Below are 26,704 nucleotides of genomic sequence, written 5' to 3' on the forward strand. Positions count from 1 at the left end.
GCGTCGCGCCCCAGCGTGACCAGTTCAGCGGTTTCCTTCCATGGATCGAGGCCAAGCCGCGCAAGCGTGGAGAGCACCGTCACGGCATAGCCGTTCCGGTCCTCGCCGACGGACGCTTGGAGAAACCGATCGAACTCGGGCGGGTGCGGGTTGAGTACGCTGGGGTCGGCCATTGCCAATCCTTTCAAGGGTTGCAGGAATGCAGATCATCCCTGTTTCCCAAAGGATACGCGCAGGTCGGACCCCGCGCCCTTACACAGGTCAGTGCCCGCAAACCTCCTCAGGGTGTTCGCTACCCGCGCGGCGCCCGGGACTAACATGTGTCAGCACCAGTCGAACGTTTCCGAAGTACAAAAGGAGATATCGTTCGACTGGTCAGGTCCGGAAACTAAGGGGCCGTCAACAGTGGCGAGCGACGGATCTGCCAAAATCGTGGAGGCCAGAGATGAGCATGCGTTCATCCAGTTTGAGGGTGACTTTCATGCACCCGTTCAGCCTAGCCGATTTTCCGGACGAACTTCCGGCCGGGGACTACGAAGTCCTGATTCAGGAAGAACTTCTCCGCGGGAAAGGTTTCGAAACGTATCAGAGGACGGCGACCCTTATGACCGTTCCTGGCAGAGGAGATCGGGCCGGTTGGATGGAACTGCACACGATATCAGAGCGCGACCTGAATGAGGCGCTGAGCCGGGATCAGGGTCCGACTGAGATGAACAACCACAGCGAAGCGGCGCTTTCTCCGCAGGAGGACTTGAAATGAATACTCCCGAATGGCTCAAACCCGGCATCTATGGTGCCGTGATCGGCGCGGTTTTCGTCGGCGTGGTCGGTTTTACCTGGGGCGGCTGGGTGACCGGCGGCACCTCGAATGACCGAGCGATGGCGATGTCCCGTAACGATGTCGTCGCCTCCATGGTACCGGTCTGCCTCGAGATGGCACAGTCCGACCCGGCACGGGCCGAAAAGCTTGAAACGATCCGGGCCGCCTCGACCTATCAGCGGCGCGATGCCCTGATGGAGGCGGGCTGGGCGACGGTGCCCGGAACAGATGCTCCGAACCGCGATATCGCGCAGGCCTGCCTGGCAGCCCTTGATGTTGACGCGTTGCCGGAGCGCCCGGAAAGCGCGGTCGATGAAGGATGAACCGCGCCATGCCGTTAGCTTCCCCCGAGACCACCGACCTCGAACGGCGTGTGCTGGCTCATGAACGGATCCTGCAAGCTCTGATCGCCTACATGGCCCGTACCGAACCGCGTTTCGTGGACCACCTTCGAGAACAGTTCGTGGAACCGATGAAATTGACCCGGCGCGAACAAGACCACCGCGAAACTGACGACTATGCGGAAGAGTTCATTCGCGCCGTGATGCTCCTCGGAGAAGTGCGCGCGCCAAAGTCGAAGGAGCCGGAAATGACCGACAAGCAACCCGTGCCACCGAAAAGCAAAGGTGGACAGGATTCTTCCATGAACAGGCCACCGCTGCGCGGTGGAGTTCAGGTGCGTGAAAGAAACGGCATCTGGGAGGTGGAGGTCGATGGCAAGTTCCGCGGCGACTACCACCAGAAAGAACATGCTCTTGCCGCTGCGGCCTTGCACAGATTGTCGCCCCGATGACCGTTAGCTCTCGTCCGACAGTTCCGCAGGACTTCGCGATCCAGGTGGCTGAGAACGAAGGCATGCCAACGAGACCGAATTCCAAGGGCTCCGCGCTATCGGTCGTCCGCTCTCAACGGCTGACCGGGACGCTCACGGTAGGGCCATCGAAGACACGCGCGGCGTTGAACGGACTCTGGTCCGCAAAAGAAGCGGCAATGATACGGCGAGGCACCCGCTGGCAAGTCTGATGACGAGGCTGGCCATCTCGCGATTTGGTAGACGCGCTGCCGCCAAGTTCGCTGCGACGGCATCAGGCGGCTTCGTCCGCAACTCGGACATCGAACCTCATCTGGGTACGTCTGCTCGCCAGAAGCGGTCCTTCGTGATGGAACCGGCGACCCGAAGGCCGCCAATGACCGGCTAGCGCCGCAGGTCGGACATCTGACCAAAGGCTCGGATGACTGCGTTGAGCCCATACGCGGCATCGGTCGCAGGCTTGCTCATCGCCACTGAAGCGATGATGGCTGAAAAAACCTGTCAAGTCCGGTGGCGAGAACATGCACTTATGGAGAGCATGGGGGGTATGGGCGGCATGATGCAAAAGCGAACTTTTGCTCGCGGGATTGGAACAAAACTTTAAGAGCCGCTAGTCGCATCTTCCTGAAGATGGCTCGCACCAGCGATCCGACTTTTTTTTCAGTCTCTCTGCTCCCTTGGTAGGACATGTCTGAAGGTTCCGCCTTCTAACATCAAATCGCTCCAAGCTGATCTGTGTAAGCGTTGGAAACTGGAAAGTAGGCTAGTTAGAAAATGCCCGCTGAAAATTCAGCAGGAAGTGCGTTTTCAAGTTTTTAGGCGGCGCGCAAGTGGAAGTTCTTAAAAAGAAATTCTTCGTTCGCGCGCCGCTTACTCTCGAAGCACCTAGGAAGGGACACAACAATGACACGCAACATCAATACCATCTCGGAAAAGATGAAGTCCGTTAAAGCCAGCTGTGGGAGCGCACCCTTTGGTGAAAAAAGAACGCAGGCTTGGAGACATTACAACGCTGCTGAGGCTGCGCACAAAGCGAATGACGACATCAAGACGAAATCCGAACTCGACGCTGCCAGGAAAGCCCTTGCGTAACTAATAACGGTCGCGTGAAAAGCGGGCCAGTTTGAGCAAATGCAGAATGCAATACGCCGGGACCTGAACCGCAATCCATGATGGATTGCCTTACCTTGACTGGAAAAAACGTGAAAAATGTAGGTCTCGTAGCTGCCCTCATGACATCTGTCGCATTCTTCGCCAATGCAATGTCCGCCGAAATTGATACTGACGGCGACGGCATGGCGTCCTTCGCTGAGCTTCAGGTTTCATATCCTGAACTCACCGAAGAAATGTTCGGCGAGATCGACACAAATGGTGATGGACTTGTCGACGATGAAGAAATGGCTATCGCCGTCGAGCTTGGCAACCTCGCATATGCTGAAACCGACGCCTGAAACCAAAGGTTGGAGTATGCGCTATGCCAAATCTTGAGGCTTTCAGATGGGCCTTCACAGCTTCAGGGCTTTGGCTCATCTTGTCGCCGTTCATTCTTCTCGGCGGCCAATCGGCTCTTAGCAATGCCCTCGTTGGCGATGCAGGACTGCTCATTCTCTCAGGTCTTTTGGCCTTGACCGTAGCGGGTTACGGCCACAACAAACACTACCTGGTCCAGACTTATCTGGGAGTCTCCTACGGTTTGATTTTGGTAGCGGCGCCTTGGCTGTTCGGATTCACCAAACCTGTGACCACCTGGAATGCCGGCGTCGTCGGAACGGCTTTAGTTCTGGCGGGCCTTTATGTGGCGTTTCAGAAGATGCCGAAACATCACGCATAGTGAAAACACTGTGTGGGGCTGGAAGCCAGCTGTGGTGCCAACTCTCGTCTGGGCAAACGGAACGGCTGGAAAGTCCGCATACCGGTCATAGTTCAGATTTGTGTGAACGTCCGGATTTGGTAGGAATTGTCATTCGCATGGGGCGAGGCGGTGACTGTGGAGAGAAGATTGACCATGATCCGGGATTTGCTGATCTTAATCGGTGTCCTAGCGGTGCTGGCCAGTTGCAGTCTGAGCAGCGGAGCTCCTCGGCATATTGTTGGCACTCCGGAACCCGGTATCTCTATCTCCGGTACGGCCGTTATGGGTGTGGCTGGGGGGTCGGGCAAGTCTACCCGTTTGGTGTCGGGGATAAAGGACCTAGATTTGGTCGTTGGGGTGGAGCTGGACGGCTGAATTACTCGTCAGATTGCTGCAGATGCATTCGAGAGCCCGCGCTGGATGCTCTTCCTGACACCAGCAATTTGTTGCCGAGGCTTCACATAGCGAAGGTATCCCCTTCGTGAGACTCAGGCCTCTGTACTAAGCTCAAGGAGGGGTCTTTCCACTCATCGAAGATTGGAGATTCTATGTCTGCATTGAACACCAAAACTCCGACACCTTCGCGCGACAACAGGTATCCACAGACACATCGAGCCTCGAACTACAGCCGCTATTTTGAGGCTGGTCGTGATGCGGCGGTCATCGGCGACAACGATGCGCAAGCTGCGCACGGACTTGTGCCAGAAACACCAGAAGAACGCCAAGCATGGGATGCGGGTCGCGCCTCGATTGGTCTGAACACGTTGATGTAGAGGACGCAGTGCCCGTGGGTCGTGTCGCCCTTGCGACCAGCAATGCAGACCGTTTGCGATGAGCTCGCGCGGCGCACCCACCCATCAAGGGACAAGTTCGTCTGGAACGACGGGGATCTGAGAGAGGTTCCGACGTAGGCGGTCAGGTTGGGCAGGAAGTGAACTTGCGTGCACCGGCAACACTGCAGCGACGGAATAGGGAGATGTCCGCTACGCGAGGCAAACCGGTCATCTGAGCAAAATGCTCGGATGTCTCTGTAGAGCCGAGGCTGTGTAAAAACTCCGGATGATGTACTCTTTCGGCAAAGACCGGAGGTGGGCATGTCGGGCTACATCGAGGGGACGGACCGGGGGCAGTCGACACTGTTTCCAGACCGTCTGGAGGACTGGATCGGCGAAGACAATCCTGTCCGAGTGATCGACCTATTCGTGGATGAGATTGATCTTGTTGCGTTGAGTTTTGGCCGTACGTCTCCGGCGCCTACGGGACGGCCGGGCTACCATCCGTCGGTCCTGCTGAAGCTCTTCATCTACTGCTATTTGAACCGGGTTCCGTCCAGCCGGGCGCTGGAGCGGGAGGCCGGTCGCAATGTCGAGGTGATGTGGCTGACAGGTCGGTTGATCCCCGACCACAAGACGATTGCCGATTTCCGGCGCGATAACGGGCCGGCGATCTGCAAGACCTGCGCGCAGTTCGTAGAGCTCTGTCGAAGGATCGGGGTTCTGAAGGGCGACTGTGTCGCGATCGACGGCAGCAAGTTCAAGGCCGTCAATAATCGCGACAAGAACTTCACCAGGGGCAAGATCGCCAGCCGGATTACCCATCTCGAGGCCAGCATCGAACGCTATCTCGAAGAGATGGTGCGGATCGACCGTCAGGAAGACGGAGAGGCCCGGGCTGAGAAGATCGCCAAGTCTCCAGACCTTGCCGCCGCGATTACATTCTGAGCTTCCAGCGGAGTGGCCGCACCTACGATCAAGAGTGCCGCAAAGAGGTTTGTTCTGAAATTTTGTAGCATGTGCTTCCCCCTCATGCGCCTACGAGCATAGCACAGCTGCACTGCTTCAGGACAAATGCGCCAAATCAGTCGAAGGTATCTCGCCATAGTCAGCGTTGTACCGCGGAGCGGACCTAGACCCTCGAGCCGATAGCGGACGCTTCGAGCCGAAGTCGTCTAAGCGGTCTCGTTTTGAGGGCGCGATGAAGTCAGGGTCGCCACAGAGCCAGAGTTCGTCTCAAAAACCATGCGAGAGAGATATTCTCGTATCTAGCCACAGGTCTGTGCAACAGCAGCCGATTTGGGCTCTCAAGGTTTTTTATCCGCGGCGCTGAATGCTGCGGCGGATCTAGACAACACTGTCGCATCGCTAGGCAGGCGGACGAGATCAGGCCAGCACAGTTGCGGTCGATCGCAAACTCGAACAGAAGTCGTCCTCGCATCGGTGCCGTTCGGTAGTAGATCGTGTTGATCCACACCACCTGGCCTCAAGTCCGCTTTTGCCCCTGACGACCATCCACTCCAGCTAGGTGCGCAGCATCCCGGCTTCGCCGGCTGCGTCGCTCATCCGTTCGTAGCGCCCGAGTTCCTTCAGCGCGTGCTTCTCAGTCTCCTCGGGCATGCCGGCGGCCCTGATCGCCTTCGACAACTCTGCCACTTCTTCGGCGGTGTCATCTTCGCCCTCGCCGAGTTCCCGCTGAATCGTGGCGAGTTGTTCGCGCAGCACCGCCTCGCGGTGCCGCGCGTCGAAGGCCTCTCGCGTCTGCTCTCCGATCTCGCGGGTGATCCGCAGCACTTCGATGCGACGGGCGAGAAGGCTTGTGACTTTCTCGATGCGCGCCCCGATATCCAGCGTCTCGAGGATGGCCTGCCGGCCCTCCAGCGTGAAATCGGAGTACGCCGCCGCCAGATCCGCCAGATGACCCGGGTCGGTCATGTAACCGACGGACTCCGCCAACCCGACCGGTGCGTCTGGAAGCATCTCGAGAAGTTCCACGGCCAGTTCCCGAAGATAGAGAAAACGCGCCTCGGTTTCCGGCCGCTTGTCACCCGCATCCCTTATCCGCTCGATCCAGCCGATCGGGAACGGCGTGCCTTGCAGCAGTTCGGTCAGCCGAAAACGGCCGCTTCCTCGGCAAATGAAGTGGTTGCCGCTGTCCGGAGAAGCCACATACCGAAGAACATCGGCGACGCAGCCTATCTTGTGGAGGCCGGCCCCATCCGGTGCTTCTTCCTCTGGGTCACGCTGAAGGATCACGCCGATGGGACGCTCGCCACGGACGCCCTGTTCGACGGCGGCCACGGAGGTTTCGCGCCCCACGGCCAGCGGAAAGACCGTGCCCGGAAAGGCCACGAAGTTCCGAACCGGCAAGAGGATCAGGCCGTCGTCGGGGATGGGAACCAGATCGTTCGGCTTGCTCTCGGGCTGTTGCTTGTCGTGGACGGTCATCAAGAAGCATCCCTTCCCGGCTTGGCCAGCCTGATGACCAGATATCCGCGCTCCGCTTCCCGGCTTGTTACCGTACAGCCGCCCGGAACGCTGACCTGCCGCCTGAACGGACCCCACGGCAGTTCAAGGCGCAAGATCGCTGCCGACATCCGTTCCGGGGGTCTTACTCGCTCCCCGCGGACCACAAGCGTGCCGCTTTCGGCAGTGACCTCTACCGAAGAAATATCAACGCCCGGCAGGGCAATGTATGCCAGAACTTCGTTTTCCGTTTCGATAAGATCGAGAGGCGGTTCCCAGGCAGGCGCCGACCCGAGCGCGAAATCGAGCCGGCGCAAGTCGTCCACCTTGGACAACAGGCGCAGGGCCCTCGAGAGCATCAGGTTCTGTGGGCATTCGGATGACATGGTGCCCCGCAATCTCAAGAGATCGAAACCGCAATCGCACATGGCCGCATTGACGGCGCGCAATGTCGAGGGGCGTTTGATCGTGAGAATGCAACGGACAGGTTGCGGTTTGCCCTAGATCAGAGTCTTCAACTGCGGACTGTGATATTTCATTGAGGAACGCATACCTCATGTTTGGCGAATGCTATCCCGCTTCCTGCATGTTTTCAGGGGTAGATCATGAGACAAAGTATAACATGGCTGGTGACCGGCGGCTCGGGGTTCCTCGGTATCAACCTTGTCAGGCACTTGCTGGATCGCGGGGGCGCGGTTCGCAGCCTCGACGTTCTTCCGTTCAACTATCCCGAGGCAAGCCGCATCGAGCCCATCGAGGGTGATATCCGCAACAGGGATTTGGTTCGAAGCGCTATGGCCGGGGTCGATACCGTTATCCATTGTGCCGCTGCTCTTCCGCTATACTCACCGAGCGAGATCTGGTCCGTTGACGTTGAAGGCACCCGTGTTCTTCTGAATTGTGCGCGGGAATGCGGTATAGAACGCTTCGTCCACATCTCTTCTACCGCCGTCTACGGTGTTCCAGACCACCATCCGCTTGTTGAAGAGGATGCGCTTTCGGGCGTTGGCCCCTACGGTGAGGCGAAAGTCGCGGCGGAGCAGGTCTGCCGCGACTTCAGGGAAGATGGCTTATGCGTCCCGGTCCTTCGGCCAAAATCGTTTGTGGGGCCCGAACGCCTCGGGATCTTTGAACTGCTCTACGACTTTGCATACCGCGGGAAGAACTTCCCGGTGATCGGGGCAGGAGCGAACAGGTACCAGTTGTTGGACGTGGAAGACCTCTGCGACGCAATCGTTCTTTGCGCAACTCTGGACAGATCGAAGGTAAACGACGTTTTCAACGTCGGCGCCGCGGAATTTGGCTCTATCCGGGAGGATTTCCAGGCGGTTCTGGATCGCGCGAATTTTGGAAGAAGGATTATAGGTTTGCCCGAGCGACCGGCGATTCTCGCTCTGCGCGCCCTGGAGGTCATGAACCTCTCTCCTGTGTACAGGTGGATCTACGACACGGCCTCTCGCGACAGCTACGTGTCAATTGACAAGATCCGAGAGCGTCTCGGGTTTTCTCCGCAATATTCAAACCGGGATGCCCTGATCCGTAACTACGACTGGTACGTGCAAAATCGCGAGAAGATCGCATCCGCACCCGGAGCTACGCATCGCACTCCGTGGAAGCGTGGCGCGCTGCGACTTGCAGGAGCATTCTTCTAGAGGAGGGAGACAATAATGCGAAGCTGGGTACTTTCCGCAAAGGTTCTCGCGATACTTCTCGCTGCCGCGGGCGTTTCGGCGCAGTCCCCGGAATATCCCGCTCCGGAGGGTCAGTGGGAGAGCTACAAGGCCGCAAGGGCCAAGACAATTGTCGAATTGCAGCCCTTCCGCAGAGAAGCAACCGCCGTTCTGCCTTCCGGCGAACCGGTGAAACTGATCTCATTGAACCCAAACGTGAACGCCTCCTTCCTGCTCCTGCTCGGGGACAGAGCTTTTCACATCGATAACCCGGATCCGCTCGAACAGTCGGTTGAACTTTTGGAGGATGAGGGCCTCGCCATTCTGCTCTCCAGATCCGGGGACTCAACAAGGTGCGTTCCCTGGTCGAACGAGATGCAGGAGATGGAGAGTGCTCGCCGAAGCGAGCTGCCGTTCGCTCCTATCTGTGGCGGGCGCCTTTATCTCCGCAATACTGTCTCCGGATCACGCAGCAACCTTGAGCGCATGACCGATTTCCTTCGGGATCACGTCTGGCAGGGCGAAAACATCGTTCGCGTCGTCAAGGAAACCCTTTACCGGGACGAGTACGCCCTGAACTCTGACCTCGGGACGTCAGATGGAACGGGATGCGTCGAGGATGGCCCGTGCCCCGCGGCGATAAGCCCGAGGTACGCGCAAAGCGCGATCAGTCCGATCGGGTTCGGAATTGCCCGTTATGGAGCGGACGAGAAGGAGATGGTTCCCGGGGGTTGGTACCGTGCCCTGGGGCTGGAGGGCGTTTTTGTGAGTGCAATGCAGCCCCGCACGATCGATGAGGGGGTTCTCAATGGTCCGGGAGAGGCAAACCGCCTGGACAGCATCGAGGGGAAGGCCATTGCCTACCTCGTGGCTTTCAACCTCGATCGCTTCGGAGTGGGCTTTGCGCTCGGTACCGACCACCCTCGTCTTGACTGGTCACCACGCCCGCGGGCTGCGGCCCGCATAGCTGGCCTGCCGGGGCCCGACGGGATCCGCGACGCGGAGCCGCTGGTTCGGAGTGGCATGGTCCCTCCTGAGTACTCGAGCCAAACAGTTGCGACCTTCACTGCCGGCTTCAAGAGGCAGCATGGCGCCTTCAAGTTCGGTGACTACGCGACGATCGATACAGGCAAGCACTATGGGTTTATCGAGAAGGGAGTGATCTACAGCAAGCTGAAGACCGGCCTCTCGACGATCTACGTGCTGGCCGATGGCACGGTAAACATGAAGACTTGGTCGGAAGAGGACAACGAGCTCTTGCCGATGATCGCCTTCGCCCGCCAGAACGGAGTACCGCTCGTCACCCTCGATCAGGCCTCTGGCGAACCGGTGCCGGGCGACCGCGTAAACAAGTGGGGCCCGGGCAACTGGTCCGGCAGTGCCAAGGCAGAGTTGAGAACCCTACGGGCAGGGGCCTGCCTCCAGCACTATGCCGGACGCACCTACCTGATCTACGGATATTTTTCGACGGCGACGCCATCCGCGATGGCACGGACCTTCCAGGCTTACGGGTGCAGCCACGCTATGCTCCTCGACATGAATGCGTTGGAGCACACCTACCTGGCGCTCTATCCACGCCAGGGTGGTGATATCCATGTGGAGCATCTCATGACCGGAATGGCACAACTCGACAGGGACGCTGGCCAAGGAGGCGTCTATGCACGATTTCTCGCGTTCCCTGACAACCGGGATCTCTTCTTCATTTACAGCCGTAAGGAGGATGAATGATGCGAGCAATCCTACTCGCCATCGTGCTGTCTTTGGCAACTCCATGTCTCGCGCAGACAAGTCTCGAAAGGCAGAATGAAGAATTATTCACCCAGCTTCGGGAGGTGCACCGCATCTCGGCGAAGCAACTGGATCAGCTTCGGGCAATCTTTTCCAGCTCCGGCTATATCGGGCAGGGGAACCCGGCCGTTGCGCGCCACCCGATGAGTGTGGAGCAATGCAAGGCACGCGCGCCGGAGGGCGGCGCGGGATATGCGAACCGGAAGTTTGAACGGATCTGCGGGGAGAAGTATATGGCCCCACTTTATGATCCTAGGACACAGTCGGCCAGCGATGCAAAGGCATGCATTGACCAGTTCGAGTTCCCGAACATCCCGTGCAGTTATCCTGTCGTATGGGTACGTGCCAGCGAGGCTGCGCAAATCTGTGCTGCCATGGGCAAGAGGATCTGCGACGCGCATGAATGGGAGGGGGCCTGCGCCGGCGCACTCGAGGCGCCTGACTACAGGTTTGGGATTGGCCCGGGGGCTGTTTCCTCGGTTGCGAAGGCTCACAACCGGGAATATGATGCATCGAAGAGCTGGGCCTATGGCCCGACATATAAGAGGGGCGTTTGCGCGGCAGCAAGCCAGAAGTCCCCAGGCTGCGGCGGCGGAGGATGGAACTCCTGCGGTTCGAATACCTATCCCTCGGGGGCATTTCCGGAGTGCCGGAGCCCACTTGGCGTTTACGACCAGCACGGAAATGCGGCAGAGCACATGAACCTGCCCCTGAGCCCTGACGAAATGGCCAGCGCTGGCAGTAGCAAGCTTGGCGTTACCGAAATGAAGGGCAGTTGGTTCATATTCGACCGCTACTACGCGCATGAGGATTGGTGCAGATGGCGGGCGCCCTACTGGCATGGCAGCCGGGTGATGTCGGCGGGGAGCCACGCGAATTACCACTTGGGATTTCGCTGCTGCAAATCTCTCGACTAGCTTAAGGATCCACAAACCTCAGACTGCTACTTGCTTCGGGGACGAATCCTGGTGCGCAGCTTAGCGAAAGCGCACGGTTCCCCGCGCTCTCACGAACACTGAGTGGCGGCCATATGAGCTTCGACCGAACCCACGCAGTCGTGCCTCTCCCGGCGGAGCTTAAGCTGCAGCCGGGAGACGAGGATGCCTTTCCCCTTGGTCTTTTATTGGGGTCACAATCGGCCTCGTTCGCCTACGCAGAGATCGATCATGCTCTTGTGTGTGCAATTCCACTGGCCGCGCAATGCTATGTGTTGCGCAGCATCAATGTCTGCGAGCACTTCCTTCTGCATCATCAACTTGCATCCCACTCGGACAGAAGGAGGAGGTTGTCAGATGCCAGAAGACAAGAAGATCCCACAACTTATCCCCGGGATAAATCCGCTCACCGATCACTTTCAACGCGAGATAGAATCCATGTTGTCTCGTTTTTATGGTGGCGCATCGCCGCTATCCCCAATGCAAACTGCAGCGCAGCGGACAGGATTTCCCTCGCTGGATATGACCGGAGCAGTATCGCCAGCGATTGATATCCATGAGACAGACAATGCCATCGAGCTCACAGCTGAATTGCCCGGGCTGAATGAAGACGACGTTGAGATTGAGCTGAAGAACGGCCGTCTGACGCTCCGTGGTGAGAAGAAAGTCACTTATGAAGGCTCCGGCGATCTGCGTGTCAACGAAAGGAGCTACGGGAGTTTCACCCGGGCGATGACGCTTCCTGAGACAGTGGACAGCGAGAAGATCACTGCGGAGTTCGACAAAGGTGTCTTGCACATCACTATGCCGAAGACAGAGCCTCAGGACCCGAGTCGAAAGATCAAAGTCTCTTCAAAGTAGCGGCTATCGGCACTTGGCAAACAGCTATCTCAAACGAGACGAAAGAAGAGGGCCGGCCTCGGGCCGGCCTTCAATCGCGAGCTTGCTGACCGCACCGATCGTCGTGCTGCTGGCGACGTGCAATGCAACCCAGGTTCTGGGCCAGGAAGACAGGGAGAATATCCTCAGTTACGAAGAAATAAGGGATCTCACATCGTGGGAGCCTCTCGCGTTTTCCGGCCTAGGACATTCGAGTTACGCGAGCGATGGTAGCTATGGCTTTGTTGGCGAAAAAAACCCGGTCACGCGCTTCGGCATCTTCAAGATTCATAGAGACGGCAGACTTTGCTTTGAGTTTTCCCGAGGCCGGAGCGGTCAGTGCAAAATGTTTCTGCGAGGGAACGAACTGATCTTCCTCCTGACCGAAGAGGGTGAGAGGTTCCCGTTCTTCCTTGGCATGCGGGGGGAATAGCAGCGGCAGCACGGAGGGGCTTATTGGCCATCGCCGATGCCTCTGCATCGAGCTGAGCAGGCACAGAGGAACCGATGTTCCTGACTGGATGAGGGCCGATAACGTCCTCAGTGCAGACCCTCAGGTTTGTCCCAACGAATGACAGCTTATCCTCTGTCTATGGCTTGTGACCCTGTCACTCGTAATATTTACCGTAGCGGAAAGCAGTCGAGCTAGTTGGGCGGCGCCCGGTTACCGGAACGACCTGAGAAGAGCGTTTGGCTCTGGGATCGGACCCTCGCTGCTCACGATCTGAGAGAGCTGGGGATCCTGCAGGATATCGCCGAGGCTTCTCGGTTGTCCGTTTACGAAGGCCGTGGAGCTCACGAGGCGAAGACCGTGGCTGTAGTCAGCGTACCCGGCGTCATGAACCGTGCTGAGCGGCTGGATTGGCCTTCCGTTCTGGCGATGCCATCCATAAATCGCCACGCGTCCCGGTTTGGAGCGAAGCCTGTTTGTCAGAACGATATCCTTCTTTTGCCCGGCAGTAAGATCGCCAAGAGCGCCCGCCGCGCGGGCGCGGCCATCATCAACCGTCCTGTTGTGAGCCCAGAAATAGTCGGTCGACTGCATCTGCGACGTCGGCGGCATCGGTTGCGGTGCCAATTTCACGGCAGCTTGGAGGTAGATCGCGTCAACCATTTTGGTGGTTGGCAGGAAAAAGCCCAGTCCAGATGCAATCCGCGCTGCTGCGGGAAGACCGACCGGTACACGGACAAAGTCCCTGTCGTCCCCGACAGACAGGTAATCCGGGGTTACGCAGATCGTCACATCAATCGTCTCGCTGCCCAGTTTCCCGCTGAGCGTCACGGGGGTCAGTGCGCGAATAAAGCCCGGGATATTCCCGTCCAAAACCTCTCTGGTCACCAACTCGTCACGACGTGTGCCTGTTACCGGTCGAATGGCCTTCACGAAAGAGCTGCCACTTTCGGAGCGCCCATTTCGTTTCGGAAATGTCTTCGCAAGGTTCAGGTTGCAGGCGACCTGTTCTCGCACGGCTCCCGCCGCATCCGATTGTGCAGCAACAAATGCAGCGAGAAGCACTGCCAAGCATCCCGTTACGGTCCTGTGGATCATCATGTCCCTCGAGCGAACTCCAGAGACGAAGTACTGGCAAATGCCGCGCAGCGGAAGGCGCCAACGCGGCTCCCGGCGGATCCTCGCCGAAGCAAAACTAGCGATCTCCGAAGACGTACTTAAGGTCGAGCCGGTACTTGAGGAAATAACCGACGGCCAGTCCAAGAATGGCTCCGACTTCACGCATGGCATCCGTTCGCGCAACAAGCCAAAAGGCGGTTTCCGTTCCCCAGAAGATCAAGGTCGTGAAAATGCCCATCAGAGTATAGAGGGCAAAAAGCCTGCCATGGGTCGTCAGACCTGTTCTGGTGTCGTGGAAAATCCACCGCTTATCCAGCATGTACTTGACGGATAGCCCTGTCAGCGTCCCGGTGCACAGGGCCAGAAGGAAACCCACCTCGCTGCGATCGATCTCAAGCACGACCCTTTGAACGCCCAGGTTTGCTGCCGACGCGACGATTGCGAACAGGGTGTATCGGGCTACGAGCGTGGCGCCGGTCAAGTTGAGTAACCAATCTACAAAAGCATTTTCCGAACGATACAGCGTTCGGGCAATCGAAGGACAGCGCAAGCAGTCTCAGGGACATCAGGGAAATCGCCTGTCCGCTTCTCTTGCTCGCAAGGAAGCAAGATGCGAAGGCTTCCCTGCATCGTGACGATTGATGCGGGGTGAGGGAAGCTGGGCGACAGCAGGCAAGGGCAATTGAATTTCACTGGCAATACTTCGACCGGAGACAAGGTCTCCTGCCTGTCCAACCCCGCGGCCTACCCGCATTCACCGGAACGGGTCGACGTCGTGGAAACGCACATGTCCTGGGTCTTTCTCGCGGGAGAAATCGTCTACAAGCTCAAAAAGCCCGTTTATTACGATTTCCTGGATTTCAGCACACTGAAGACCAGACATGAAGCCGTGCTAAGCGAGATCCGTCTGAACCGGCGACTTGCTGAAGACGTGTATCTTGGGTTCAAGGCGCTTCGGCAAACGGGCAACGGTGAACTGACGCTGGAGGATCACGGCGAAATCGTTGACTGGCTTGTGGTCATGAGGCGACTGCCAGACGATCAAAGCCTTGAAGCGGCGATATTGAACGATGCGCTCACGCCGGGCGATGTCTCAAAGTTCGAAGCTCTGTTGTGCGACTTCTACGCTTCGCTGCCCCCGGAGACAGTACGGCCAGACGACTACGTCGGGAGGTTCGATCTGGAGATCGGACGGATCGTCGAGGTTCTAACTGATCCCCAGCTTCAGTTCGGGTGCGCCAACCTCGAGCAGGTGCTCTCGGATTTCGCTGTGAATTTCGAACAGGCAAAGATGTATCTGGCTCAACGTGCGAAACGGGGCCACATCGTCGAAGGACACGGTGACCTGCGGCCTCAGCATATCTTCCTGACCGACCCTCCGGTGATCATAGATTGCTTGGAGTTCAACCGTGACCTTCGTCTCGTAGATCCCTTCGATGAAGTTGCGTTCCTGGGCATGGAATGCGCATTGCTAGGCGAAAGCCGGGTATTCCCCAGCCTCGTTGATGGGCTTGCGAGCGCGTTGGGCGAGGTGCCCAGCCCGGCGCTGCTGGCTTTCTACTGGCGCTATCGCGCCTTGCTAAGGGCGCGCCTTTCTCTACTGCATATCGTCCACCAGCCGAACCGGACGCCGGGTAAATGGCGCCCTCTGGCGCAAAGCTACGTAGCATTGGCCGCGGAACACGAGGTCATGAACCGGATGCAGGCAGTTCTATAACAGACTCGTCTCTATGAAGGCGGCGTATGGCTTCTGCGAAAATTGGCGCGGCACTGACACATGTTACATGCGCGGCTTGCTCCAAGGACAACCGGAAATTGGGAACGGTGTCAGTTGTAATCCAACCGGAAATGGTCGTGTCTGCCAATGCCTCTTCGGCTCCGCTTGTGAAGAGACCATGTGCGGCAAGTGCCCAGGCATCCTTGGCGCCTGCCTCAAGGAAAGAGTGCGCCGCGCGCACCATTGTTCCTCCCGAGGCAATCATGTCGTCGATCACGAGGACACGTGCTCCCTCGACATCTCCTGCCATTAGGTTGCCGCTCACGACCCCTGCAGTGCGGCGCTTCTCGATAAACGCGAAACCGATGGAGCGCCCCAGCTTCTCCTCAAGAGCTTCCCGAAAGAGCTGTGCTCTCTTGACGCCGCCCGGATCGGGCGAAGCGACGCAGACCGGGTGGTCAAGTGCGAGTTGAGCCGCACAGTCGAGCAAGACACCCCTCGTATCGAGCGCCAGAGCCTCGCACCTGAAGGCGTTCTGGAAGGCAACGGTGTTGTGAACCTCCATCGAAACAACACGGTCGGTCCCCATTGCCTCGAACAGTTCTGCAACGTATCGCGCGGTTAGCGGATCACGAGGTTTGGTCTGCCGGTCTTTGCGGGCATACGCGAGGTAAGGAATAACCGCCGTGACGCGCGCCGCTCCGTTCGTCTTGAGCGCCGCGATGAAGAAGAGGATGCGGCAGAGCTTGTCATTCGGACTGTCATCAGGGCCACCATGCAGGCTCTGGATCACATAAACATCCGCGCCACGCACGTCTTCGAGGGGACGGGCCTTGTGCTCGCCATCCTCGAAGACCCTCTCCTCGAATTCCGCGAGTGGTTCGCCGATCTGCTCCGCGATAGCTTCACCCAAGACCCGTGAAGACGGGAGTGCAAAGACCTTCAATTTCATGGGCTGACCTCCCAGGCTCTGCGCAGATCGAACGCCTGCCAGCGGCTCGAACAGTTCAGCCTGATCCTCCTACGTTCGACCCTCTTCCTGCAAGCTGACAATCATGGCATGGCGCGAGTACCTGACGCTATCTTCGTAGGCTGCAGCGCGTATACTCCTCCGCGGACCAAACGGCGCCAGAAACGAGTTCCTCCTCGCTGCAACCGCCCAGAACCTCCGGAAACTCGCCAAGCTGATCCCCACGACGCCCGCCCCGGCCTGAACGCCACGCGAATGCGCACGCGACCGCGATCCGATCGCGCTCCTCAATCCGACTTATTCAACACAATCAGCCGAGGCTGTGAAGAAACTCGAGAGGCTGCGCTCTCTCGTCGAGTTCGTTCCAACGACTCGACAAAGTTACTATCTAGCTCGACGAGAGAGAGCCGTTAACAGGTGTTTTTGCGCCAATTCACGACGTGTCTAGAGTTTTACACAGCCTCAGCCCGAAGCGGACGTAGCGCGGCAGTCCAAGGAACAGCACCTCAGTCCAGGCTTCGGTAGTTCGTCTTCTGGATCACGAGAACCGCGAGTATGGGCGCGGCAAGACCGATAGCGACCACTGTCAGAAGAAGTACTCCGAGCTCCGTGTAGTCTGAAGGGACATTGTCGGTTTCCCGTGTCACCGAAAAGACCTGGTTCAGGTATTTCGTGCCAAGGTTGCTTGCCGACAGTGCCAGGTTGGTGAACGAGGCCATAACCGCAAAGAAGGTCGCCTTGAGGCTATCCGGCGCGTTGCGGGCAATCCACGCCAGCATCGGGATCATGGCTACCTGACCGAGCGGTGACTCGATGGCCGTATCGAGGATCGCAATGAAGCGCGCATCAACGACACCACCTGTATGCGCCGAAGTCCATTCATGAATTCCGTAGTAGAGCCCGATGTTGGGCAAGGCGAGGAGACCACCTGCGAGGGTCAGAACGACAATGACCTTCGTGATCGGCCACTTCGCCATCATCGGGCGCAGGACCAGAAGACCGACAAGCGTCAGTCCAGACGTGATGAGCGAGAGCACCGCGAGGAACTGTTCATCGAAGCGCAGAATGTCGATCTCGAACCATGTCATGCCGGGGCCCACGCTCGGAACCGCGCGAAAAACGAAGATGATCAATGCAGTTCCAACGAGGGAACGAGCCGTGCCCGGCGGCAACTCCTTCGTAAGCCGCGCAATGAGGACGAGAACGACGGCCATTGTCCCGGCGAAAACGAACTCGGCAGAATAGCTGAAGTTCGAAAGGCCGAGACCAAGCGTCAGGACCACGAAGACTGCTGCACCGGTGAAAATGTACCAATCGGGCTCAACGGTCTCTTCCGGTGTGAAGAGGGCCTTCTCGATCGTTTCCTTAGATGCCCCTGCCTGCCTCATATTCACGGCCTGCCGACGCCGGAAAACTATACCGAGCAGCACACCGCTGACCGAGATGATCGGAATGATCAGGGCATACCGGTAGACCTGTGCGTAGGTGTCGACACGCTCCGCCGGCGACATGCGATCGACGTCCGCGAACAGGAAGAGGTTGACGAGACCGACAGAAACGAGACCCGAGATGATCGCGAAGCGGCCGAGGGTCTGCATGGTTGTGTGGAGCGCCTTGCTCTCCGCTTCGCTGATGGGTGTCCCGTCTGCATGGCTTCTTGGAACGGCTTCTACCGTCATTGCATCGGCCACGACGTCCTGTACGACGTACCCGGCAGGCGCGAGCAGCACGCTGATCACAAACCATGTCGACGCTGGTAGGATGGCCACCATCATCTCGCGTTCGGTGATCAGCAGGATCATCGTGCCGAGGCTCAAGGCGATCAGACCAGCGCCGAGAAACACCATGACGGCCTTCCACCGCCAGAAAAGATCGACAAGGTGCCCGAGCGGAAGCTTCAATACCCACGGGAGCCCTGCCCAGAACCCAAGGCCCGCAAGGAAGGCGGCGGAGAGTTCCAGGTAATCCTTGACGAAGAAAGTGCCGACAATCGACGTCAGCCCCGACACCCCGGCCGCAAAATAGACCATGAGTGGAGGCAGGAAGGACCATCGGATCTGCCGCGCGAGATCGAAGATCGTTTCGTCGACCCATCGCTTGATCAACTTCGCCGACAATAGGATACTCCTCCAAATGAGGTCGGACGCTACGAGGTTTTCGATAAGCCCTCATCACCATTTCGGCGGCGACGTCGAGGTTTTGTTCAGTGACTGAACGTGCAGGTCTGGAGCGTCACTGGATTATCGAACGTCATCCCCGTTGAACCGCATCACAGGCCGAAGGGGTAGGTGTCCTCCTCTCCCGGCATGCGTCGTATGGGCAGCGGAACCACGGCCTGCGTGTGATCGACCCAGACATATCCATCGTATTGATCGGAGATGATCGCATGGCTGTAGTGGCTCCAACGTTCAGTTTCTGGCCGGTAGATGACCCCGATGTATCGCTCGAGCCGCGGTTCGGACAGCGTGACCCGTAGCGCATCATCGACCCCGGGTCGAAGGTCGAGCAGGAAGCGTTCACCCCCCGCCGCATGAAAGAGGGCCTCATGGCTGTCTGCCCGCGACGGGCGCACGGCCTTGATCTCCATCGGGCCATCCCAGTCTGAGGCGCAGGCGACGGTGCCGGCATGAGTGCCGAACCCGATCAGTGCGGCGTCGTTCCCCCATTCCTCACGGCAGAGCTGACCGATGTTAAGTTCGCCGCGGTTCACGCCCATGTCGGTGACGCGGGCGTCGCCGATGTGAGAATTGTGCGCCCAGACCACGGCCCTTGCAGAGGGACCGACATAGTCCATGACCTGCTTCAGGGTCTCGAACATATGCGTGTCGCGCAGGTTCCAGCTTTCGGCGGACCCGAAGTACATCACGCGGTAGTAGCGTTCCGCGCCGGCGACCACCCGGGCATTTTGGACGGCATCGAAAAAGCGATCGCCATCGCGCCGTGCCTGCGACAGTTCCCGCGTCAGGAGATCGACGAGCACGCGCGTGACAGCCTCCTCACAAAGCGCATGTCCGCGGGTCAGCGCCGTACGGCCATAGGCGGCCGGCTCGTTCGCCCAGGGCGCCAGGCATCCATAAAGGCTGCGCGCCGCCATCGCCGCGGTTGGATCGTGCGCATCGAGATAGGCCAGGACCTCTGCGATCGAGTTGAACATGCTGTAGATGTCTAGCCCCTGGAACCGGACGCGCTGATCCATAGGCAGGGCTGAGTTGTGGTCACGCAACCAAGCGATGAAGTCGTCGACATCGCGGTTACGCCACATCCAGGTCGGGAATCGCGAGAACGCTGAAACGTTGCGACGACCTTCTGCCAACCCACGCGCCCGACGATCCAGGACAGCCGCATCGGGCCAGTCCGCCTCGACGGCGACAATGTTGAAACCATGCTTCTCGATCAGCCTGCGGGTAATGGCGGCGCGAGCTCGATAGAACTCAGATGTACCGTGCGAAGCCTCGCCGAGAAGAACTACGCGGGCCGTTCCGTAACGGTCGAAAGCCGCGCCGAAGTCCGAGTCGTTGAGATCCGGCAAGGGCTCGGCCGCCGCGCGGACAATCTCCTCGGGCGTGGCGGGCGCCTTCTCCCGGACCACCGGTGAAGCCAGCGTAGTTTCTTCTCTAGTTGCGTAATGCTGGAACCAGGCGCCGGCCATCTCGGTGACGGTCTCGAGCTCGCCCTGTCCTTGGAAAAGGTGGCCGGCGCCCGGAACGATCCGCAGCAGCTTTTCGCAACGCAACTCCGCTAGGGCGCGGCGGTTGAGGTCCAGCACCTGCCGATCGTCACCGCCCACGATCAGGAGTGTGGCCGCCGTCACTTCGGATAGGCGCGGTCCCGCCAGATCGGGACGGCCGCCTCGCGAGACCACCGCCGAGATCCGCGACCCAAGTTCCGCGGCAGCTAGAAGGGCGGCGCCGGCTCCCGTGCTCGCCCCGAAAAGCCCGAGCGGCAGCTCCGCGAGTTCCGGTTCCCCGGCAATCCACAGATCAGCCTCGAGTAGCCGTTCCGCCAGCAACGGAATGTTGAAGACGTTGCGGCGGTCCGCGGCTTCCTGTTCCGTCAGAAGATCCAACAGCAAGGTGGCAAAACCCAGATCGTTCAATCTTTTGGAGACCTTGCGGTTGCGTGGGCTCAGACGGCTTGATCCGCTCCCATGGGCGAACAGGATAACGCCCCGCGGCTCGGGCGGCACGACGAGATCGCCCTGCAACCCAAGGGGCGGGATCCCGACCGTGCGAGTTAGCGTCGGGCCCGCCTCGGCCGATTCCGCCATCGTCCATGCCCGGCGCAGATATCCGATGGTCTCCTCGTCGGTGAGTTGATGAAAGTCGGCATAGGCCCCGCCGACGCCTCGGAAATGCGGGTCGGCGACCAGGCAAATGACCTCATCCGCGAGTTCCTGAAGTGCCGGTATCTCGGAGGCGGGCGCCACCGGAACCGCCACGACGATTTGCGCCGCGCCCCAGCGCCTGAGCGCGATGAGCGCAGCCTTCATCGTGGCCCCGGTCGCAAGACCATCATCAACCACGATAGCCGTCTTGCCCCTGGCATCGACCCTACGCCGGTTGCCGAGATAGCGTTCCCGCCGGCGCTGCATTTCCGCTGCTTCCAGCGCGGTTTCCCGGTCCAGATAGGCCTGGTCGCCGCCTGACCGGCGCATCACCTCCTCGTTGACTACCCTCTCGGGTGGGTCGCCCTCGACAATGGCTGCAAGCGCCACTTCCCTGTTCCGAGGCGCTCCGATCTTGCGCACCAGGATGAGGTCCAGCGGCGCACCTAGGGCCTCGGCGATTTCCGCGGCTACCGGGACGCCACCCCGTGGCAGCGCGAATATGACCGGCGCATCGAAGCTACGTTTGAGCAGTTCCGCAGCAAGCCGGCGTCCGGCATCGTCACGGTTCTCGAATTGAAAGCGCCCCTCCGACATGTTCGCACCTCCTCAACTCTATTGTTCGTGGCCGGATAGGGCTATGGGTAGTGCCTGACCCTCACTATGTCCTTGACCCGGGACAATTGCCTGACAACAGCCTCACAGGGTGCAAAGCTGCTGTCAGCTGCGCTATGCTAAAGCGATTGCTCAGAGCTCTAAGCCGCAATTCGCCAAAAAATGCTGTGGCACAACTCTTCGGCTGAGGCCGCGTCAATCAATAGACAAGCGTTTCAGTTAGGTAATTACTGCTTCGTGTTAACCAGTCAGTCGCGACCGCCAAACTGCGCTCTATTGAAAGTACTTTCGCTTCTGGCGTCAGCAGACCTTAGTCGGATCAAGCTCTACGTTCGAGATGCGGGACCAAACTGACTTTCAATATCATCACGTACAGCAGACTGCTGGCGCGCTTCGTGCAGCTTTGGCTCTCTCAGACTTGGGACATCGGAGAACTGACCTTTATGCCCCCCAAAGCAAAGCGCCGCCCAGCAACCCAACGCAACTCACTGCGCCTGCCAAAGGCACGATTAACGGCACTTTAAAGCTGCCCTCCGGGATCGGCTGGCGAACCATTTTCAGTCGAACGAGGGCAAGGTTGACGATGAGGAAAACGGAAAGCATGACCGCCGATGTGGTTTCGGCCAGCACGTCCAGCGGTGTGAACAATGCGAGCAGAAGGACGGCCGCCGTGACAAGCACAGTCGCCCGCAGTGGCGTCCGCGTTCTCGCAGACACCTTTCCGAGCCAGGATGGAAGCCGGCCCTCGCGAGCCATCCCATAGGCCACACGCGCCGCCATGATGAGAATTATGACCACGCCGTTCATGGTCGCCATGATGGCGATCAGGTTGATCGCGAATGGCGGCAAGCCGGTGAGTTCCTCGAACATCAGGCTGATCGGAGCGTCGGTCTCGGCCAGCTCCGAGACCGGTACGGCTTTGATGGCGACGAAGGCGACCAGAACATAGATGAGCGTCACTAGGACCAGCGTGATGGCGATGGCCCAGGGCAGATCCCGCCGCGGATTGCGGGCCTCTTCGACAAGGTTCACGATGTCGTCGAACCCGATATAGGCGAAGAAGGCGATTAGGCTGGCCGCAAGCACACCACCCACCGCACCCGCATCCGTCAGAGGCGGTGTGAGCGAGGCGGGAAGATCGGTTATCGCGGCTGGGTCAGTACTGATGCCGGAGACAATAATCACCAGAAGCCCTGCGACTTCGATCAGCGTCATTGCGCCGGCAATAGCCACGGATTCACGTATCCCCCACGCCGCGATAAGCGCCATCGAAAGCACGATCACAGTGATCAGCACCGGGCTCGGCAAAGCGATGACTTCCGCGACATAGCCAGAAGCGCCAACCGCGATGGCCGCCGCGGCGATCATGGCTTCGATCAGCACTGCCAGGCCGATCAGAACCGTCAGCCAGCCCCGCCGGAATCCGGCCTCGACATAGATTGCCTCGGCCGCCGCTTGGGGCACCCGGCTCGATAGTTCAGCAAAAGATCCCGCCGTGAAAGCCATGACGACGGCGGAAAGCAGAAATGCCGCCGGGGCGTACTGACCCGCGCGCACGACCGTTTCGCCAACCAAGACGTAAATTCCGGCTCCGATCGTCACCCCAAGTCCGTAAAGCACCAAACCAGACAGGCCGATCGACCGCTTCAGCCGAACTCCATCATCCTTGGATTGAACTCCTGCTTCGATGACGGCCTCCCGAATCCGCCTATGCCAGATGATACTCGCAGAATCTCCGCTCTGGGCACCTTGACGCGCGTCAAGCCGTCAAAGCGTCGGGTTTTGATCACGGTCAGGGCATGGGGCGCCCGCGGCACGCTAAAGTCGGGCTGTTCGACGCTTCTGGAGGACGGATATGAATCCCGAGTTGCCCCGAGCCTTGTCTGTGCAGCAGTTGAGGCAAGAATGCGATCCCGAGAAAGTGTCCTTGCGTTCGGCACCGGAGAAGGCCGAGGGTGATCTGATCGGTCAGGAACGCGGATTAGAAGCCCTTCATCTCGCGGCCGAGATCCGGCACTCCGACTTCAATCTCTTCGTGCTTGGTCCCCAGGGCACCGGCCGCCATACCGCGGTCGAGGAAATCCTCCGAACCCAGGCTTCGGGCAGGGACAGCCCCGATGATTGGGTCTACGTGAATAATTTTGTAGACCCTCACAAGCCGGTCGCGCTCTGTCTCCCTTCAGGTTGCGCCGAGAAGCTCAGGGACGAAATGGCGCGAGTGGTCAACGATCTTGCAAACGATATCCCGGCGCTCTTTGAATCCGAAGAATACCAGACCCAGCGTCGTTCAATCGACGAAGAATTCGGAGAGCGCCAGGAAGAGGCGATGGCCGATTTCACCGGGCGGGCCCGCAACGAGGGCGTTGCCCTCATCCGGACACCGATGGGCTTCATGGTCGCGGCGATGCACGACGGCAAGGTCGTCAAGACAGAGGAATTCGAGAAGCTTCCGGAGGCCGAACAAGCCGTCATCGAAGAAAAGATTGCCCGCTTCCAGACCGAATTGAAGGATGTACTGGCCAATGCCCCGAAACAGGAGCGGGAGCACAGAGGTCGCATCGAGGCTCTCAATGCCGAGATGGCCAAGCGCGCCGTCTCAGGCAGGATCGACGAGGCCCGCGAGGTCGTGGGCAAAAAAGGAGCGGCGTCGGACTTTCTTTCCTGGGTCCACGATGACATGGTCGAGAACCCCGAACTTTTCCTGCAGGCGGCCGCAGAACAGCCGGACGGCCCGTTTCCCGAAGTCACGGGCAAGGCGCATCTCCAGCCGCTCTTCCGGCGCTATATGGTCAATGTCATCGTCGCAAGCGGGGTCGACGCGCCGGCTCATGCCCCTGTTATCGTAGAGAACCTCCCGACTTTTGATCGATTGATCGGCAGGATCGAACACATCTCACAGATGGGTTCGCTGGTTACGGATTTCACATTGATCCGCCCCGGCGCACTTCACCGCGCGAACGGTGGCTATCTCGTATTGGATGCCCGCCGGGTGCTTGGCGAACCATATGCCTGGGACGCGCTCAAACGAAGTATCAAGGAACGATCGATCACCATCACCTCACTTGGCGAGCGCGTGAGCTTGTTCTCGACCACGTCGCTTGAGCCGGACCCGATCCCGCTCGATGTCAGAGTGGTCTTGGTCGGGGACCGCTTTCTCTATTCCCTACTCGTGATGCTCGATCCCGATTTTCAGGAACTTTTCAAGATTCAGGCGGATTTCGAGGAAGCCGTTGACCGGAGCGACGAAACGCTCGGTCGGATGTCCCTTCTCCTGCGCCACTACGCCGACAAGGAGGATTTGCTTCCTCCTGCCGATGAGGCCCTTGCCCGCTTGCTGGATGAATCGACACGGATCGCCGGGGATTCGAAGAAGCTGTCTCTCCGGCTCGGCCCCGTCACCGACATCCTCCGCGAGGCGGAACATTACGCCCGGGCGTCTAGTCGTACCGAGGTCCTGAAACAGGACGTCGAGCGCACCCTCGATGAACGCGACAGGCGCGCCTCCCGTGTCCGCGACCGGGTACGCGAAGCCATCGCACGTCAGACCCTCATGATCGATACCGAGGGGTGCAAGGTCGGCCAGATCAACGGGCTGTCCGTGCACGAGCTTGGCGAATTCCGGTTCGGACGGCCATCGCGCATCACTGCACGCGTGCGGATGGGCGCGGGGAAACTGGTCGATATCGAGCGCGAAGTCGAACTCGGCGGTCCGCTTCACTCCAAGGGCGTCATGATCCTCGCGGGATACCTTACCGCGACCTATGCACTGGACATGCCTTTCTCGCTCCACGCGAGCCTCGTGTTTGAACAAAGCTATGGCGGCATCGAAGGCGACAGCGCGTCCTGCGCGGAACTTATCGCACTGCTTTCGGCACTATCGGAACTGGAAATCCGCCAGGATATGGCGATCACGGGATCGGTGAATCAATTGGGTCAGGTGCAGGCGATCGGCGGGGTGAACGAGAAGATTGAAGGATATTTCGACGTCTGCGCCGAGCGAGGACTGAGTGGTTCCCACAGGGTGCTGATCCCCGCCGCCAATGTCGATCACCTGATGCTACGGGACCGCGTGACTACGGCCGTCGAAGCCGGCAAGTTCGGGGTCATTCCGATCCGGACAGTTGACGAGGGGATCGAACTGATGACCGGCGTTCCGGCGGGAGCGCGCGACTCGGGCGGCACTTTCCCGGCTGGCAGCGTCAATGCCTTGGTCGAAGCTCGGCTGCGCGAGTTCGCAATGGCGCGAAAGACCTTTGCTGCCCGCATCCGGGCGACTGATGGTGAAGAAAATCCATGAGCGCCCCGGGCCAGGAAGAGCGCAAGCTCGTCATAGCCGCCGAAAGTCTCGGTGGCGCGGAAGCCGCTCTGGCATTTTGCCGAGCGATCCTGGATTGGGCGCCGGCGACGCCCTCGGGCCTTATCGTCGAACCGCAAGGTGTCGCCTTCTGGACAGGCCGGGATCCGAAACTTGTCTCGACACGCGGAACGCTTCTGGCGGTTCCGACGCTCGACAGGGTGCGCCGAATTGCTAGGCGCGATGCCAAGGAACTCGAGGCCCGCCTGTCCAACCTGGCCGGACCATTGGACATTGAATGGCACTGCGCCCTGACTTCGGGGGAACTCGTCAGAGCAGCCTGCGATGCCTTGAGCGGAGAGGACATCCTTGTCTTGGGGCAATGTCCGGTATTTCGTGGGCGGGGCCGAAGTCGCGTTCTCCTGCTTGGCGATCAAAAGGGTCCATCAGAGGCATCTCGCTCTCTTGCCGAGGCGATTGCCCGAGAGTCGCATGCCTCGGTCGCGGTCTTGCTTGCCAAGACCCAGGATGATGAAGATGCGATGGTTGGAATTGTCGAACGCACGCATGGAACAGCGGTCGTCGTTGATCTCGATGCCGGGCCCGTAAGGAGGGCGGAGACCTTGAGACGGATTTACACCGTGGCGCGATGCCCCATCGTGGCACTGGAGGCTGCGCGTGTTCGGGCGGGCGATGCTCCCGATTCATAGGCTGGCATTTCGCCAAGGCCGGCACACCGTTCAGTCCCGACAGGAGACAGTGATGCAGGACGACACGATTCACGAGGGCGACCCAGGTTTCGAAGACTTCATTGAAGAGGAAATGGCCCGCCTCGGTCATCGCGCACAGCAAAGGGGGATCTGTGTCGATTGCCTGACGGATCGCTTCATCACCGAAATGGTCGCCAATCTGGTCCGTTCCGGAGTGCCCGCCTCGGATGTACTCGGCGTTGTTGTCGATGGCTTGGCCCTCGCGGAAGAGGAAGATCCCGAAGATCACTGTGGCCGCGGGCGCCGGGTGCACTGAAACTGGCTTTCCCAAATCCGGCTGTGCACCCCGCGCCACCGCGCGCCAAAAATGGTTTGGGGTGCGGGGGCTCAACTCTTCGGCTGAGAGCGCGTCAATAAATAGACAAGGGTTTTTGTTCGCTGTTTGCGGCTCCGTCAATTGAAAGCGGGATATGTCCTCCGCGGTCATGGTTCTCTCCGAGGTCGCATGTT

General features: G+C 59.3%; 24 protein-coding genes and 1 pseudogene. 17 read left to right on the forward strand and 8 right to left on the reverse strand.

Annotated features, from left to right (window positions below; translation table 11 throughout):
• Positions 1-445: 445 nt before the first annotated feature.
• The 8 genes and pseudogenes from RXV90_RS20565 to RXV90_RS20600 form a co-directional block, all read left to right on the forward strand.
• Positions 446-760 (forward strand): hypothetical protein, encoded by a 315-nt coding sequence (locus RXV90_RS20565; protein ID WP_316651267.1) that lies wholly within the window; start codon positions 446-448, stop codon positions 758-760.
• Positions 757-1,143 carry a hypothetical protein gene (locus RXV90_RS20570; RefSeq protein WP_316651269.1) on the forward strand — a complete coding sequence of 129 codons (387 nt, stop codon included), beginning with the start codon at positions 757-759 and terminating at the stop codon, positions 1,141-1,143. The genes RXV90_RS20565 and RXV90_RS20570 overlap by 4 nt, the downstream gene beginning before the upstream one ends.
• Positions 1,140-1,613 (forward strand): hypothetical protein, encoded by a 474-nt coding sequence (locus RXV90_RS20575; RefSeq protein WP_316651271.1) that lies wholly within the window; start codon positions 1,140-1,142, stop codon positions 1,611-1,613. The genes RXV90_RS20570 and RXV90_RS20575 overlap by 4 nt, the downstream gene beginning before the upstream one ends.
• Before the next feature lie 921 nt (positions 1,614-2,534).
• Positions 2,535-2,723, forward strand: a complete 189-nt coding sequence (locus tag RXV90_RS20580) for a hypothetical protein (RefSeq protein WP_316651273.1) — start codon at positions 2,535-2,537, stop codon at positions 2,721-2,723.
• Between the two features lie 80 nt (positions 2,724-2,803).
• A complete protein-coding gene (locus tag RXV90_RS20585) occupies positions 2,804-3,082 on the forward strand; it encodes an EF-hand domain-containing protein (RefSeq protein ID WP_316651275.1) in 279 nt (92 codons plus the stop codon).
• 23 nt (positions 3,083-3,105) lie between these two features.
• Entirely contained in the window at positions 3,106-3,462 is a 357-nt protein-coding gene (locus RXV90_RS20590) for an SPW repeat domain-containing protein (RefSeq protein WP_316651277.1), read from the forward strand.
• Between the two features lie 569 nt (positions 3,463-4,031).
• Positions 4,032-4,256 carry a hypothetical protein gene (locus tag RXV90_RS20595; RefSeq protein WP_316651278.1) on the forward strand — a complete coding sequence of 75 codons (225 nt, stop codon included), beginning with the start codon at positions 4,032-4,034 and terminating at the stop codon, positions 4,254-4,256.
• Positions 4,257-4,577: 321 nt separating this feature from the next.
• Positions 4,578-5,168: pseudogene (locus tag RXV90_RS20600) on the forward strand (transposase); the annotation flags it as partial.
• Positions 5,169-5,780: 612 nt separating this feature from the next.
• Here RXV90_RS20600 and RXV90_RS20605 read toward each other — a convergent pair.
• A complete protein-coding gene (locus tag RXV90_RS20605) occupies positions 5,781-6,704 on the reverse strand; it encodes an LON peptidase substrate-binding domain-containing protein (RefSeq protein ID WP_316651280.1) in 924 nt (307 codons plus the stop codon).
• Entirely contained in the window at positions 6,704-7,171 is a 468-nt protein-coding gene (locus RXV90_RS20610) for an Hsp20/alpha crystallin family protein (RefSeq protein ID WP_316651282.1), read from the reverse strand. Before RXV90_RS20610 ends, RXV90_RS20605 begins: the two co-directional genes overlap by 1 nt.
• A gap of 156 nt (positions 7,172-7,327) precedes the next feature.
• On the opposite strand from RXV90_RS20610, the gene RXV90_RS20615 reads away from it, so the two are divergent.
• The 5 genes from RXV90_RS20615 to RXV90_RS20635 all read left to right on the forward strand — a co-directional run bounded on the left by RXV90_RS20615 (position 7,328) and on the right by RXV90_RS20635 (position 12,427).
• The gene (locus RXV90_RS20615; RefSeq protein ID WP_316651284.1) at positions 7,328-8,374 is read left to right on the forward strand and encodes an NAD-dependent epimerase/dehydratase family protein; all 1,047 of its coding nucleotides are present in this window, start codon (positions 7,328-7,330) and stop codon (positions 8,372-8,374) included.
• 15 nt (positions 8,375-8,389) lie between these two features.
• Positions 8,390-10,120 (forward strand): hypothetical protein, encoded by a 1,731-nt coding sequence (locus RXV90_RS20620; RefSeq protein ID WP_316651286.1) that lies wholly within the window; start codon positions 8,390-8,392, stop codon positions 10,118-10,120.
• Positions 10,117-11,097, forward strand: coding sequence for an SUMF1/EgtB/PvdO family nonheme iron enzyme (locus RXV90_RS20625; RefSeq protein ID WP_316651290.1), 981 nt, complete (start codon positions 10,117-10,119; stop codon positions 11,095-11,097). The genes RXV90_RS20620 and RXV90_RS20625 overlap by 4 nt, the downstream gene beginning before the upstream one ends.
• A gap of 375 nt (positions 11,098-11,472) precedes the next feature.
• Entirely contained in the window at positions 11,473-11,976 is a 504-nt protein-coding gene (locus RXV90_RS20630) for an Hsp20/alpha crystallin family protein (RefSeq protein WP_316651292.1), read from the forward strand.
• 82 nt (positions 11,977-12,058) lie between these two features.
• Positions 12,059-12,427, forward strand: a complete 369-nt coding sequence (locus tag RXV90_RS20635) for a hypothetical protein (protein WP_316651294.1) — start codon at positions 12,059-12,061, stop codon at positions 12,425-12,427.
• 231 nt (positions 12,428-12,658) lie between these two features.
• Here the strand turns inward: RXV90_RS20635 and RXV90_RS20640 are convergent, their stop codons facing one another.
• A complete protein-coding gene (locus tag RXV90_RS20640; RefSeq protein WP_316651296.1) occupies positions 12,659-13,510 on the reverse strand; it encodes a hypothetical protein in 852 nt (283 codons plus the stop codon).
• 130 nt (positions 13,511-13,640) lie between these two features.
• Positions 13,641-14,045 carry a GtrA family protein gene (locus tag RXV90_RS20645; protein ID WP_316651298.1) on the reverse strand — a complete coding sequence of 135 codons (405 nt, stop codon included), beginning with the start codon at positions 14,043-14,045 and terminating at the stop codon, positions 13,641-13,643.
• Between the two features lie 201 nt (positions 14,046-14,246).
• On the opposite strand from RXV90_RS20645, the gene RXV90_RS20650 reads away from it, so the two are divergent.
• Positions 14,247-15,281 carry a hypothetical protein gene (locus RXV90_RS20650; protein ID WP_316651300.1) on the forward strand — a complete coding sequence of 345 codons (1,035 nt, stop codon included), beginning with the start codon at positions 14,247-14,249 and terminating at the stop codon, positions 15,279-15,281.
• Here the strand turns inward: RXV90_RS20650 and RXV90_RS20655 are convergent.
• From RXV90_RS20655 to RXV90_RS20670, 4 genes are all read right to left on the reverse strand, one after another.
• A complete protein-coding gene (locus RXV90_RS20655; protein WP_316651302.1) occupies positions 15,253-16,233 on the reverse strand; it encodes a ribose-phosphate diphosphokinase in 981 nt (326 codons plus the stop codon). The two genes, RXV90_RS20650 and RXV90_RS20655, sit on opposite strands and share 29 nt — an antisense overlap.
• Positions 16,234-16,757: 524 nt before the next feature.
• Positions 16,758-18,368 (reverse strand): MFS transporter, encoded by a 1,611-nt coding sequence (locus RXV90_RS20660; RefSeq protein WP_316651304.1) that lies wholly within the window; start codon positions 18,366-18,368, stop codon positions 16,758-16,760.
• Positions 18,369-18,520: 152 nt separating this feature from the next.
• Complete coding sequence (locus RXV90_RS20665) at positions 18,521-21,172, reverse strand: erythromycin esterase family protein (RefSeq protein ID WP_316651305.1); 2,652 nt, start codon at positions 21,170-21,172, stop codon at positions 18,521-18,523.
• A 459-nt stretch (positions 21,173-21,631) separates the two neighbouring features.
• The gene (locus RXV90_RS20670; RefSeq protein ID WP_316651433.1) at positions 21,632-22,894 is read right to left on the reverse strand and encodes an APC family permease; all 1,263 of its coding nucleotides are present in this window, start codon (positions 22,892-22,894) and stop codon (positions 21,632-21,634) included.
• Between the two features lie 151 nt (positions 22,895-23,045).
• Between RXV90_RS20670 and RXV90_RS20675 the strand changes: the two genes are divergently transcribed.
• Genes RXV90_RS20675 through RXV90_RS20685 form a run of 3 tightly spaced genes read left to right on the forward strand, consistent with a single transcriptional unit; the run spans position 23,046 to position 26,510 of the window.
• Positions 23,046-25,487, forward strand: coding sequence for a Lon protease family protein (locus tag RXV90_RS20675; RefSeq protein ID WP_316651307.1), 2,442 nt, complete (start codon positions 23,046-23,048; stop codon positions 25,485-25,487).
• Entirely contained in the window at positions 25,484-26,194 is a 711-nt protein-coding gene (locus RXV90_RS20680; protein ID WP_316651309.1) for a hypothetical protein, read from the forward strand. The genes RXV90_RS20675 and RXV90_RS20680 overlap by 4 nt, the downstream gene beginning before the upstream one ends.
• 52 nt (positions 26,195-26,246) lie before the next feature.
• Complete coding sequence (locus RXV90_RS20685) at positions 26,247-26,510, forward strand: hypothetical protein (RefSeq protein WP_316651311.1); 264 nt, start codon at positions 26,247-26,249, stop codon at positions 26,508-26,510.
• Positions 26,511-26,704: the final 194 nt, after the last annotated feature.

Source organism: Ovoidimarina sediminis (genome assembly GCF_032586175.1).
Lineage (GTDB): Bacteria > Pseudomonadota > Alphaproteobacteria > Rhodobacterales > Rhodobacteraceae > Ovoidimarina > Ovoidimarina sediminis.

Bases quoted from the DNA above. Each gene is read 5' to 3' on its own strand.
- RXV90_RS20565 (WP_316651267.1), top strand. From the start codon at position 446: ATGAGCATGCGTTCATCCAGTTTGAGGGTGACTTTCATGCACCCGTTC.
- RXV90_RS20570 (WP_316651269.1), top strand. From the start codon at position 757: ATGAATACTCCCGAATGGCTCAAACCCGGCATCTATGGTGCCGTGATC.
- RXV90_RS20575 (WP_316651271.1), top strand. From the start codon at position 1,140: ATGAACCGCGCCATGCCGTTAGCTTCCCCCGAGACCACCGACCTCGAA.
- RXV90_RS20580 (WP_316651273.1), top strand. From the start codon at position 2,535: ATGACACGCAACATCAATACCATCTCGGAAAAGATGAAGTCCGTTAAA.
- RXV90_RS20585 (WP_316651275.1), top strand. From the start codon at position 2,804: ATGGATTGCCTTACCTTGACTGGAAAAAACGTGAAAAATGTAGGTCTC.
- RXV90_RS20590 (WP_316651277.1), top strand. From the start codon at position 3,106: ATGCCAAATCTTGAGGCTTTCAGATGGGCCTTCACAGCTTCAGGGCTT.
- RXV90_RS20595 (WP_316651278.1), top strand. From the start codon at position 4,032: ATGTCTGCATTGAACACCAAAACTCCGACACCTTCGCGCGACAACAGG.
- RXV90_RS20605 (WP_316651280.1), bottom strand. From the start codon at position 6,704: ATGACCGTCCACGACAAGCAACAGCCCGAGAGCAAGCCGAACGATCTG.
- RXV90_RS20615 (WP_316651284.1), top strand. From the start codon at position 7,328: ATGAGACAAAGTATAACATGGCTGGTGACCGGCGGCTCGGGGTTCCTC.
- RXV90_RS20620 (WP_316651286.1), top strand. From the start codon at position 8,390: ATGCGAAGCTGGGTACTTTCCGCAAAGGTTCTCGCGATACTTCTCGCT.
- RXV90_RS20625 (WP_316651290.1), top strand. From the start codon at position 10,117: ATGATGCGAGCAATCCTACTCGCCATCGTGCTGTCTTTGGCAACTCCA.
- RXV90_RS20630 (WP_316651292.1), top strand. From the start codon at position 11,473: ATGCCAGAAGACAAGAAGATCCCACAACTTATCCCCGGGATAAATCCG.
- RXV90_RS20655 (WP_316651302.1), bottom strand. From the start codon at position 16,233: ATGAAATTGAAGGTCTTTGCACTCCCGTCTTCACGGGTCTTGGGTGAA.
- RXV90_RS20665 (WP_316651305.1), bottom strand. From the start codon at position 21,172: ATGTCGGAGGGGCGCTTTCAATTCGAGAACCGTGACGATGCCGGACGC.
- RXV90_RS20675 (WP_316651307.1), top strand. From the start codon at position 23,046: ATGAATCCCGAGTTGCCCCGAGCCTTGTCTGTGCAGCAGTTGAGGCAA.
- RXV90_RS20680 (WP_316651309.1), top strand. From the start codon at position 25,484: ATGAGCGCCCCGGGCCAGGAAGAGCGCAAGCTCGTCATAGCCGCCGAA.
- RXV90_RS20685 (WP_316651311.1), top strand. From the start codon at position 26,247: ATGCAGGACGACACGATTCACGAGGGCGACCCAGGTTTCGAAGACTTC.